Source organism: Tenuifilum thalassicum (assembly GCF_013265555.1).
Taxonomy (GTDB): domain Bacteria; phylum Bacteroidota; class Bacteroidia; order Bacteroidales; family Tenuifilaceae; genus Tenuifilum; species Tenuifilum thalassicum.
Map to the genome: position 1 here is coordinate 2,161,113 of NZ_CP041345.1, position 11,568 is coordinate 2,172,680.

An 11,568-nucleotide genomic window follows, 5' to 3' on the forward strand; every position below is an offset into this window, starting at 1 on the left:
AATCGGAAATAATCGGAAGATATTGTCATGCCGAGCGTAGCCGACGCATCTTTCGCGGAGGAATTTGAGGAAGCTAGAGGAAGTTAAAAACGTTTCGGAATGATACAGTGTTTCTTGTATTGTTTTTAATGTTTCGAACATGGTTTTAATCATTCTTTTTGGCATGAATTAGATTTCTTGCCACATAGGTAGGATTTAGCGATTGTAAAATTTCCTAATACGATGCCGACTCATACAATAATGAAACCTAAAAACCAGCATTGAGGTCTAGAAACCCATGCTCGAAAAAATTCCCAAGAAACAATTTACATACAGGGCATAACAGAATACCTCACATTAAGAATTTAAAAAGGCAAAAAGGGAAATCTCCCGATCCAATGAATATGTCATTTAGGTTGACTTCTTAACTAATGTTTAATCATCATTTGACTCACTTCCATTTTCTTCCACAGGTTCATTATCTTTAGCATCGGACTTAATACCAAATGCAATTTCTTTATACCGCTTCAATGCCCTGTTTAGTTCACGTTTTGAACCAATCATATATTTGAAGCTTCTCCCTCGCTTATCGGCTTTAACCCTTCGTTCACGGGCTTTTTGCATATCAATTGGGTTATAAAACTCTGGATTTGTGGCATTAACATACATCACCCCGTTTACATAGTAAAAAGAATAGTACTCGTTATCGCCGAGATGAATATGAAGAATCATCCAATCGCGGTTTCGGCCTTTATAAAACTCAAGAAAACCGTTTACATACCTATTTACTTGGATATTACCAATTGTGCCAATTCCTAGCTTACCTTCCGAAACGAAGGACTTTCGTTTTGCATCCCACTTAAGCTTAACATCAGCAAGGGTTATTGTGCTTTCAAGGCTTTTGGGGGTTTGGGTAGGCGCTCCAAATAACGATATTTGGTTTAGGGCTAACGGTAGTTCATCGGGAGTAAGCCAATCGTAAAGCATTTTTCGATAAAGTTTTCTTTTCAAATCGACCTGTTCTGCAGTTATTGCGCCACCAATTTGATTTGCCATTGCCTCTAATGACTTCTGATTAAAGTGGAAATCAAACTTAATTATAGCATTAATAGTTGCCTCATTAGTTTTAAGTTTATGAATAGTACTTCCATAGATTTTAGTCTGTATTCTTTCAAGGTCAATAGGTAAAACAACGTTACCTTCCTCAAAAACCCAACAGTAGTCCTTTTGTAAGCTAACGCTATTACCAGTTGTATCAGGATTATCAAGTTTGTATAGTGGTGCTAAGGTGAACCTACGATTCTTATTGTTAAAATCCATATATCCCCATGCATGTACTAGGGCGGAATCTTCCCAATATTTTCTACTTCTTAGCAAACCACCATAAAGTTTAAGCGAATCCATGGCAATAGCTGTACCACTAATAAGTCTATGTAGATTAAGATTAACTGGTTTAGGGCTAACAGGAATTAGCACATGCTTTGAATTTATTTGGGCTTCGAATTTCAACCAATTGGCTATTGTACCTGGACAACTATAAATAGGCTTTGCACCACCTTTGAAAAACAAATCTTTTTCAGGAGCCGAAAGGCTAACTTGCCCAATAAAGGCAAATTCAGGGCTTAACTTAAAGCTATCGGGCTCAGTAAGTGTACCCTCAGCAAAAGTGTTCATGTTATTATCGGAATATACCTTAGGGAAGAAAATTGTTTGAACAGAATCCCTCTCATCAATGTAATCGTAATATGCTGAGCCTCCATAACTTTTTCGGCCATTAATTCTAATTTCAGCATCGTGAAATCTATGATATGCCGTATAATTGTTTGCCTTTATTGCAGCTCTCTTTAATTTATGCATTCGAATTTTTGAATCGACAACAACCTTTTTCCTGTAAGGATAAACCGTTGCATCGGCAGTGAAGATATAGTTCACGCTATCGGCAGCAAGAGTGATATTGGTTGTATTATATTTTGCTTTAGGTGAGAAAAAATACAGAGAATCTTCGGAAAACTTTGTGCTGTAGAACAGGGAGCCACGTGGGATGCTATCGGCATCTAACATGTTACTAACTCTGAATTTCCCAGCCACAACATCCTCTTGTGGGAAAATTGTTTCAAACGACACAACATGCTTTTTCATATCCCACTCAAAGCGGTCGTTATAGGTGTCGTAACGCAATGCATCGAGAGTTGCAAAAATGCTTTTGTCAACACGAGCCACTTCGGTTTTCATAGTGCTAAAGTTGACTAGCGCTTTTACCTTGTCGGAGTTGAGAGCGATGCTATCGGTATTTGTTTTGTAAATTGTGAGTGAACTCTCCTTGGTTTGGAAAGTGTTAGATGAAAAGTCAAATTGCTGTGCAATTAGTTTACCATCTGGAACGCGTACCTCGCCATCGCCAACAAGCCCTAATGGCTGCAATAGCAAATTCCCCTTTAACACAGCAAGGCTATCGTACATTACAAAAGGCGACTTACCTTTTGAAACATACATTTTATCGGACTTTGGCAACCATTTAATTTGGTGTTCACCCCCTTTTACATTTGGAAACTCTATTCCCGTTTCACGCTTTGCTATTGTAAAGCGTGAAGAACGTGTAATCATAGAATCGGGAAAAAGAGTCATGCTATCGGATTCGGTAACAGAAGTAATGTAACTGATACTTCCATTTATATTTAGCCCCTTGTTGCTCAAATCAATTTTATTAAACACCCTACCCTTCCCCTTATAAACAGCCATGCCTTCGGATGGGGTTTTAGTAACAAATCCCAAAGAGTTATCGGGCCGAATTCTTAAAGTTTCCTCAATTGGGGCTAAGATATTTCCCGAATAAAGGATTCCTTTAAAATTCATGTCTGCCTTTTCAAAGTTATCCATATTCTTGTAGACAAAAGGCAGAATTTCAAAATAGAAAGAATCGCGTTTATAAACCCCTCCATAAATTTCAGGGGCATCGTAATAAACATACGATTTACTTGTACAGTTAAAAATTGGATACTCAGGATTGTACTCCCTACCCGATTTATTGTAAGGTTTATCAATTAAAATATCGCCAGAAATAATATGAAGAGCATTGGCTACACCCTGTAAAATCCTTCGGCCATAATTATCGCGGTAGTTTGTTTGGTAATCAATAAGAAGAGAATCAACCTTATTGAGTTCAATTTTGAATTTTGAATAATCAAACTGAAACGATTTCCCATAAAATGTAAACAAACCTGCCCTTACATTCCCAGCGAACTGGAAGTTTCTATTTTTTTGAAATGTAATTTTATTTTTATAAGGCGAGATAAATACATTTTGCGAATCGCTCACTGAGATTCTTTCAACCCCATCAATAAAAAGATTTAGATTATTAAGGTTCAAGCGTGCATTTGGTTTAGCCCCGTCAGTTTTAGAGAAAAAATGAATTACATCAAAATCGGTTTTGCCGAAACGAGCCATTACGTTGTATTTCAACTTTTTGGTAATGGTAACCTCGTCGGTTTCAAAATTATAAAGCACATACCCCTTTTTGGCCAGGCGCATCATCTCAATCTTAACTTCTTCTGGAGCACGATGAACATGAACGGCCAGGTCGGAAGCTAAAAACGTATTGCTTTTAATTTTTCGAGTGTAATTCCAAATTGTCAGCACAGGATGGAAGTTACTCGCCCCCATCATCCTATCAAACAGCTCTTGGTTGAAAAAGTTTTCCGATTCGAATTCGGCATTTGAGATAACAGTTCCAAATCCGCTACCAAATTGCAGCTCATCGGATTCAATATTCCAAGTTATTTGATTTACCCAAAGATTAATCTTATGATATGAGCTATAAAAAGGACTCTGCGTTGTAAGCCTATCAGTTGTATTAACGGTTACTGTTTTGTTAGAGTTGTGGTAGGCAAAATAAAGGCCGCTATGGTAAATTGAGTCGCTATCAATATAAAATACCACTTCGGCCTTATCGGCTGAAAGCCTAGACTGTTCAATTAGGACAATTCGTCCGCGCGAGGTCATAAATGGTTTGCCATTTCTTTTAATGGTTACTTTAGCCAGGCTACCATCAGGACCTATTCCCTCCATGCGGGAACCTTTTATCTGGAAATTACCAGCGTAATCAATTCTAGGAAAAATGTTTTTTATTTCGAATATCTTCTTGTATGGATTGAATTGAGGATAATCAACCTGGCCATCCCTATAGATAGGTGTAACCTTGTCGGTTAGCCTTCCAAGCACAGGCTTTTTGAAATATTCGGGGTAGTAAAGTTGCGCAGAATCGACAGAGAACTCATTTTGCGATAAATTGATTAGATGATGGTTGTAAGAAGCATAAACTTTCTCATCATCAAACCCTGCACGGAACCACGTAGTTTTCCCTTTCCTTCCATGCCAGATTTGGTTAAGTAAATCGACCTCACCTTCAGCTTCTTTAACGATAATGCTATCCTTCCTATTATTATGGCAAACCAATAAAATTGGAGTTTCAAACCGTACCTTAAGAACTCCATCGCCTTTAAAGATGTAGCCATTACGAGGATAAACCTTCCAGTGATGAGAAGTGTTTATTGAAATGGTTGAACTGTCGATAATAGCCTCAGTAAGTTTAACTAATGAGTAAAAGCTGTTTGCTTTTAAAGCTTTTTCATGGAGCTTATTCTCAAGATATCCAAACCAATTTGAATACTGCGATTGAGCATACTGATTGCGATAAAACTTTGCAATAAGTTTTACATAGTTCAGGATAAACGATTTATCATCGGGTAAGATATCCAAGATTTCGTTAGCAGCGCTTACAATTGACTTTTTACTTTCAACATCAATGGTGTCGGAAAGCCAAAAAGGTGAAAATCCTTTTAGAAAATCTTCATTCTTATCCTTTACGTTATCGTTAATCAACGAGTTGAGTTCGGCGGGGAAAAGAAGGACGTCGCCAGAGAACTTATCGTCTTCGGGTTTTGCCAAACCAAAAATTACCGAAGCAGCAATTACAACCAAAATGGCTGTTGCAACAACCTTTCTTACCCTTTTTAGACTCACCTGACTATGCATAACAATCATTCTTATACCATTTTAGAACGAATATCTATTTTTTGAAGGAAACCATAGCCCAACCATCTTTAAACTGTACATCTATTGGCGATAAACCATTTTTAGATGCTTCCATTTCAAGCGTATCAACATCGTCTTTTAAAATACCACTCATAAAGATTTTTCCATAATCTTTCAAAGAATTGGCATATTTTGATAAGTCAGCAATGAGGATGTTTAAATTGATATTAGCAAGGATTATATCGAACTTGTACTCCTTTAGCAGGTTAGCATCACCTAGAAAAGCTTTTATTCTTTCACATCCATTAAGTTTAATATTTTCCAAGGTATTTCGGTAAGCCCATTCATCGTTATCGATAGCTACGACTGATTTGGCGCCTCGCATTTCAGCAAGGATAGCTAACACTCCAGTCCCACATCCCATGTCTAAAACCGACAAACCATCAACCTGGCTATTAAGCAGAGCCGAAATCATGAGCGAAGTAGTTTGATGGTGGCCAGTTCCAAAAGCCATTTTGGGGTCAATCACAATCTCGTAATCGACATTAGGGGTATCATGATGAAAAGATGCTCTTACTAAGCACCGATTATCAACGATAATAGGCTCAAAATTTGATTCCCAAACCTCGTTCCAATTCTTATCGAGTATTTCCTGGCGCTTAACTTCAATTTGAGCATCATTGGGAAGGATAATCAGAGCAAAGAAATTAGAAGGCAAATCCTTTAACCTATTGGTTTGAATGTATGCCAACAGTTCTGGTTCCGCCTCCATAAAACTTTCAAAGCCCAACTCCGAAAGTTGGGCTATAATTATGTCTACGGTATCGCTAGAATAAGGTTCTACTGTAATTCTAAATTCTGTATAGCTCATATTAGAACGATTTGGCAATGGCAACAAAATCGCTTGCTACTAACGACGCGCCTCCAATCAATCCCCCATCAACATCGGGTTTTGCAAAAATCTCGGCAGCATTCGATGGCTTGCAACTCCCGCCATAAAGGATACTGATTGAGTTAGCCACATCGTTACCATACTTATCGGCTAACAACTTTCTAATGTATGCATGCATTTCCTGAGCTTGTTCGGCTGTAGCTGTTTTGCCAGTTCCAATTGCCCAAACAGGCTCATAAGCAATCACCACATTTTTAATACTACTCTCATCAAGTTTAAAAAGTGCCTCTTCAACCTGAACCTTCACCACGTCGAAATGGGTATTCGATTCACGTTCCTGGAGTTTTTCACCACAACAGAAAATTGGAATTAAATCGTGTTTATGGGCAAGTACAATTTTTTCGAAAAGATGCTGATTGGTCTCGCCAAAATACTCTCTACGTTCCGAATGACCGACGATAACATATTTTAAGCCAAGAGCCTTCAGCATGGAAGCAGAAACCTCACCGGTATAAGCCCCTTTTTCCCAACGCGCACAATTTTGAGCACCAACTGCAACACGTGTTCCGCTTGCAAGCTTTGACACCTCATTCAAATGGGTAAAAGGGGGAATAACAACTAGCTCTACATCATTAGGCACACCAGCCGAACTAGAAATCACATCTTTGGCTAACGCTAAACCCTCAACTGGAAGAGTGTTCATTTTCCAGTTACCTGCAACAATCTTTTTTCTCATCTCAGTATATATTAGTTAATCAAAAAATCCAATTGACGTTTAACAAATTTACAATAATTCTCGGACTATTTACCCCAATCGTACCCTTGGGTCAAGTATGCCATAAATAATATCAACCAGTAGGTTGACCAAGCTAAAAATCACTGCAATGGTAAGCACACATCCTACCACAAGCGGAACATCGTAACTATTTAATGCGTTTACCATAATATATCCAAGACCTTTCCAGCTAAATATGTATTCAACAAATATAACACCTGCCATCATGGAAGCGAACCAACCAGAGATTGATGTAACAACAGGATTTAACGAATTCCGTAGGGCATGACGGAATATTATTGCCCTTTTATTTAATCCTTTTGCTTTAGCCGTGCGAATATAATCCTGGCTCAGGGTTTCGAGCAACGAGCTACGCATTAGCTGGGTAATAACACCTAGAGGTCTTAAACCAAGGGTTAATGCTGGAAGAATTAGGTTTTGCAACCTTAAATGCACGCCTTCGCCCAAATCATCAACCTCCCATAAATTTCCCGTTAAGTTCAGCCCAGTAAATTTTCCTAAAACAATGGCAAAAAGCCAACCAATGAGAATTGCAGCAAAAAAGGAAGGAAGCGCCATTCCCAATGCTGAATTCACGAGCAACAACCTATCCCAAAAAGTATCCTTAAAAATGGCAGCAAGAACCCCCATACTGATTCCAAATATTGTTGCAAAAACAATTGCAGCAAGAGCTAAATAAAACGTGTTTGGTAATGTGTTAGAAATTATTTCAGAAATTGGTTGTCGGCTTTGATATGAACGGCGTAAATAGGGTACCTTTAAGAAGATTGCCTCCCCATTCCCAAGCGAAATAACCTTTATTCCATCACCATAGGCTTCAGGATTGTAGTACATATAACTCGATTTATCATTTAATTCATGAAATGATATTGGTGAAATGTCATTAATGTACTTTACATACTGTTTCCAAACAGGCAAATCGAGACCCAAATCGGAACGGGCAGCTTGAATAGATAGAGAATCGGTTCGTTGGCCAAGAACCATACGAGCAGGATCACCAGGTATAAGGTTAAAAAGAGCAAAAATGAGAGTGGCTACTCCAAAAACCACAAGAAAGGTGTAAAGTATTTTCCGAAGTAGGTATAAAATCATATGTTAGATATTAGTCGTAACGCTTAGCCTCTTCCCAAATCTTATTCATCTCATCAAGAGTCATCTCTTTTAGCGACTTTCCTTGCTTTATTGTTTCCTGCTCAAGATAGCCAAAACGTTTCATGAACTTACGGTTTGTTCGTTCAAGGGCTGTCTCTGGGTCAACACCATAAAGCCTAGCAGCATTAACTATAGAAAAGAGAAGGTCACCAAATTCAAGTTCGATATCCTCATCGGAGGTATTCACCTCAACCTCATGCTTTAACTCATTAAGTTCCTCCTGAACCTTATCCCAGACCTGAGAGCGTTCATCCCAATCAAAACCTACAGCACGCACCTTTTCCTGAATCCGATTTGCTTTAATTAGAGCCGGCAACGATGAAGGAACACCAGATAGTACGGTTTTATTCCCATCCTTTTCCTTAATTTTTAGCTGCTCCCAATTTTCTAAAACATCATTTGTACCTCCAACCTTAACATCTCCATAGATATGAGGGTGACGATAAATTAGCTTATCGCAAAGTGAATTGATAACATCAACAACATCGAATTGCTTGTCCTCCTCTGCAATTTTGGAATAGAAAACTATGTGTAAAAGAATATCACCCAGCTCTTTTTTTATTGTGCTGAAATCCTTCTCCAGAATACCTTCTGAAAGCTCATAGGTTTCCTCAATGGTCAACGGACGAATTGATTCCAATGTTTGCTCCCTATCCCAGGGGCACTTTTCGCGTAGGTCGTCCATTATTTCAAGCAACCTTAAAAAAGCCTTTACGGCTTCATCTTTCCTTTTATTTGTCATCATTTAAGAATTTTTTCATCTTCAAAAAAACGCACCATAATATTAGAGCCAACCGACAAGTTATACATTTGGGCTGCATATCCTTCGCGAATGGCAATTTCAAGCAATCCAAGAGAATTGAAAAGTGCAAGCAAATCGCCCTTCTCAACATCCTTATAGGATTTGCTCAACCTGTTTATCCCATGAGAATAGCTTTGGACATATATGACAAACTTGCGCGATTGCCTGTACATCTCAAAATCGTCGAAAGTAATATTTGTAATTGCGTTCAAATATGAATCGAGATAGATTACGCTTCCAGTTAATCCATCCTGTTCGGGAACTGGCATAAGCTGAGTAAATCGCTTAATTTCAGATGCCTCAATTGCGAAATCGGTCAATGTGCTATCAGATAGCAAAGCCTCAATTGCAATAGTAACCGAGTCAAGCGAACCAAAACTCGTTGTGCTGTCAATAGGAACCCCAAATATTGAGTTAGGTAGATAATCTGTTATCAAAGAGATTACTCCATTATCGGGAACAATGAAGAAATGTTTTTCATATTCAAAAACCAACATTCTTTCATTATCGGCAGTATCGGCATTTACCATGCAAACATGAATTGAGCCTTCAGGGAAAAAACGAAAAGAGTGTCGCATTAAAAAAGCAGCATGCTTATAATTAAACGAGGGGACACTATGGCTAAGCTCAACAAGTTTCAGATTAGTAGACACAGAATACACCTTACCGGTAAGCATTCCAAGGTAATAATCCTTGTTGCCCCAATCGGTAGTTAGAGAAATAATTCGTGTACTCTGGCTTGTCATAAAAAAGAAAATTCTTACAAAGTTAACTCGGAAAATTAATAAAAATAGCATGAATTCCAGCAAACTTACTAACTAATTATTTGTTAGTAAGTTTTGATATTTGCATTACAAATCGATAAAAAGATTATTTGGTTTTGAAGTATCTTTGCAAAAGTAATTTAAATGCTAATGACAGGAGAAAGAATTATCATAATAGAGGGTATAGACCCATTAGTTTTATACGGGGTTAACAACACTCGTTTTGAAATCATCACAAAACACTATCCAAAGCTTAAGATTGTTGGTCGTGGCGATATTATAAAAGTTATTGGCGATGAAGACCTAATAGAAGACCTAGATAGGAAACTACACACGATGGTGCAATTCTACATAAAGTATGGCTATCTAGGAGAAACAAATATTAAGGATATTTTGCAGGATAATCCCGATTCGATAAATAAAGCCGAGGAGGACATTTCCGACGTTTTAGTTTATGGCAACCATGGAAAGCTGATTAAAGCCAGAACGGTAAATCAGCGTCAGTTGGTAGAACTGTACGACAAAAACGACCTAATCTTTGCTATAGGCCCAGCAGGATCAGGTAAAACATATACTGCCATTGCGCTAGCCGTAAGGGCTCTTAAAAACAAAGAGGTAAAAAGAATAATTTTGACACGACCAGCAGTTGAAGCTGGAGAACGTTTAGGTTTTCTCCCAGGCGATATGAAGGAAAAGCTTGACCCATACCTCCAGCCCCTCTACGATGCGCTAAACGATATGATTCCTGCCCGCAAGTTGCAAGAGTACATGGAGGATGGAACGGTCCAAATTGCCCCTCTAGCTTATATGCGTGGCCGCACACTCGACAATGCTTTTGTAATTCTTGATGAGGCACAGAATACAACTTTAAGCCAGCTAAAAATGTTTCTCACCAGAATGGGAAATAACGCCAAATTCATTGTAACGGGAGATATCACTCAGATTGACTTACCAAACAAGAATGATTCGGGCCTTTTAAAAGCAATAAAACTACTTGATGGAATAAACGATATTGCTATAATTTACTTTGACACACGTGACATAATACGCCACAAGCTGGTTAAATATATTGTAAACGCATTTGAAGGGATTGACAAAAAAGATGAAGACGATGACAAGAAAAATCACTCAAACCTAAATAACAAATAAAAAATGGAAGCAATTACTCGCACCGAATTTAACTTTCCAGGACAAGTATCGGTCTATCATGGGAAAGTGAGGGATGTTTACAACATTCAAAACAAATTCCTTGTAATGGTTGTAACCGATAGGATATCGGCATTTGACGTTGTTCTACCTAAGGGAATTCCTTATAAAGGACAGGTACTAAACCAAATTGCCACCAAGTTCCTAGATGCAACATCCGACATTGTTCCAAACTGGAAAATAGGTTCTCCTGACCCGATGGTGACCGTTGGACACTTCTGCGAACCTTTTAAGGTAGAAATGGTAGTTAGAGGTTACCTAACCGGGCATGCTTGGCGCGAGTATAAAGCTGGTAAAAGAACTCTTTGTGGCGTTCCCCTGCCAGAAGGGATGCGCGAACACCAGAAGTTCCCTAAACCAATAATCACTCCTACTACAAAAGCCGACGAAGGACACGACGAGGATATTTCACGCGAGGAGATTATTGCAAAAGGATTGGTAAGCGAAGAAGAATACAACCTTTTAGAAAAAGACTCTCTTGAGCTATTTGAACGCGGAACCCAAATGGCTGAAAAAATGGGCCTTATACTTGTTGACACAAAATACGAGTTTGGCAAAAAAGATGGCAAGATTTACCTGATTGATGAAATTCACACACCCGATTCATCACGCTACTTTTACAAAGATGGCTATCAGGAGCGTTTTGAAAAAGGAGAAGATCAGCGTCAGCTTTCAAAAGAATTTGTTCGCGAATGGCTTATGGCAAATGGCTTTCAAGGTAAAGAAGGACAAAAAGTTCCCGAAATGACCCCAGAATTTGTTGAAGAGGTTTCGGAACGCTACATTGAACTTTTTGAAAAAATTACTGGCGATAAATTCCAAAGATCTAGCAACGACAACATACTTGAAAGAATTGAGAGTAACGTTGTTAACTTTTTAAAAACCATATAACTCCAACAAAAAAAAGAGGCTATCGTTTCCGATAGCCTCTTTTCATTTGCCACTC

At 38.4% G+C, this 11,568-nt stretch carries 8 protein-coding genes; 2 read left to right on the forward strand and 6 right to left on the reverse strand.

Features of this window, described 5'->3' with window-relative positions:
* Nucleotides 1-414 precede the first annotated feature (414 nt).
* The 6 genes from FHG85_RS09090 to FHG85_RS09115 form a co-directional block, all read right to left on the reverse strand.
* Complete coding sequence (locus FHG85_RS09090; RefSeq protein ID WP_173075105.1) at nt 415-5,019, reverse strand: hypothetical protein; 4,605 nt, start codon at nt 5,017-5,019, stop codon at nt 415-417.
* A gap of 25 nt (nt 5,020-5,044) precedes the next feature.
* Entirely contained in the window at nt 5,045-5,881 is an 837-nt protein-coding gene (gene prmA / locus FHG85_RS09095) for a 50S ribosomal protein L11 methyltransferase (protein WP_173075107.1), read from the reverse strand.
* Between the two features lies 1 nt (nt 5,882).
* A complete protein-coding gene (gene tpiA, locus FHG85_RS09100; RefSeq protein WP_173075109.1) occupies nt 5,883-6,638 on the reverse strand; it encodes a triose-phosphate isomerase in 756 nt (251 codons plus the stop codon).
* 69 nt (nt 6,639-6,707) lie between these two features.
* Complete coding sequence (locus FHG85_RS09105) at nt 6,708-7,790, reverse strand: ABC transporter permease (protein WP_173075111.1); 1,083 nt, start codon at nt 7,788-7,790, stop codon at nt 6,708-6,710.
* Nucleotides 7,791-7,800: 10 nt separating this feature from the next.
* Entirely contained in the window at nt 7,801-8,592 is a 792-nt protein-coding gene (gene mazG, locus FHG85_RS09110; protein WP_394366222.1) for a nucleoside triphosphate pyrophosphohydrolase, read from the reverse strand.
* Nucleotides 8,592-9,398 carry an SAM hydrolase/SAM-dependent halogenase family protein gene (locus FHG85_RS09115; RefSeq protein WP_173075115.1) on the reverse strand — a complete coding sequence of 269 codons (807 nt, stop codon included), beginning with the start codon at nt 9,396-9,398 and terminating at the stop codon, nt 8,592-8,594. Before FHG85_RS09115 ends, mazG begins: the two co-directional genes overlap by 1 nt.
* Before the next feature lie 162 nt (nt 9,399-9,560).
* Here FHG85_RS09115 and FHG85_RS09120 point away from each other — a divergent pair, with 162 nt between their 5' ends.
* Nucleotides 9,561-10,565 (forward strand): PhoH family protein, encoded by a 1,005-nt coding sequence (locus FHG85_RS09120; protein WP_173075117.1) that lies wholly within the window; start codon nt 9,561-9,563, stop codon nt 10,563-10,565.
* A gap of 3 nt (nt 10,566-10,568) precedes the next feature.
* A complete protein-coding gene (locus tag FHG85_RS09125; RefSeq protein WP_173075119.1) occupies nt 10,569-11,513 on the forward strand; it encodes a phosphoribosylaminoimidazolesuccinocarboxamide synthase in 945 nt (314 codons plus the stop codon).
* The last annotated feature ends 55 nt before the right edge of the window (nt 11,514-11,568 follow it).

Excerpts from the sequence above, each read along its gene's own strand:
- FHG85_RS09115 (WP_173075115.1), bottom strand. The coding sequence starts at position 9,398 with ATGACAAGCCAGAGTACACGAATTATTTCTCTAACTACCGATTGGGGC.
- prmA (WP_173075107.1), bottom strand. The coding sequence starts at position 5,881 with ATGAGCTATACAGAATTTAGAATTACAGTAGAACCTTATTCTAGCGAT.
- FHG85_RS09125 (WP_173075119.1), top strand. The coding sequence starts at position 10,569 with ATGGAAGCAATTACTCGCACCGAATTTAACTTTCCAGGACAAGTATCG.
- mazG (WP_394366222.1), bottom strand. The coding sequence starts at position 8,592 with ATGACAAATAAAAGGAAAGATGAAGCCGTAAAGGCTTTTTTAAGGTTG.
- tpiA (WP_173075109.1), bottom strand. The coding sequence starts at position 6,638 with ATGAGAAAAAAGATTGTTGCAGGTAACTGGAAAATGAACACTCTTCCA.
- FHG85_RS09105 (WP_173075111.1), bottom strand. The coding sequence starts at position 7,790 with ATGATTTTATACCTACTTCGGAAAATACTTTACACCTTTCTTGTGGTT.
- FHG85_RS09090 (WP_173075105.1), bottom strand. The coding sequence starts at position 5,019 with ATGATTGTTATGCATAGTCAGGTGAGTCTAAAAAGGGTAAGAAAGGTT.
- FHG85_RS09120 (WP_173075117.1), top strand. The coding sequence starts at position 9,561 with ATGCTAATGACAGGAGAAAGAATTATCATAATAGAGGGTATAGACCCA.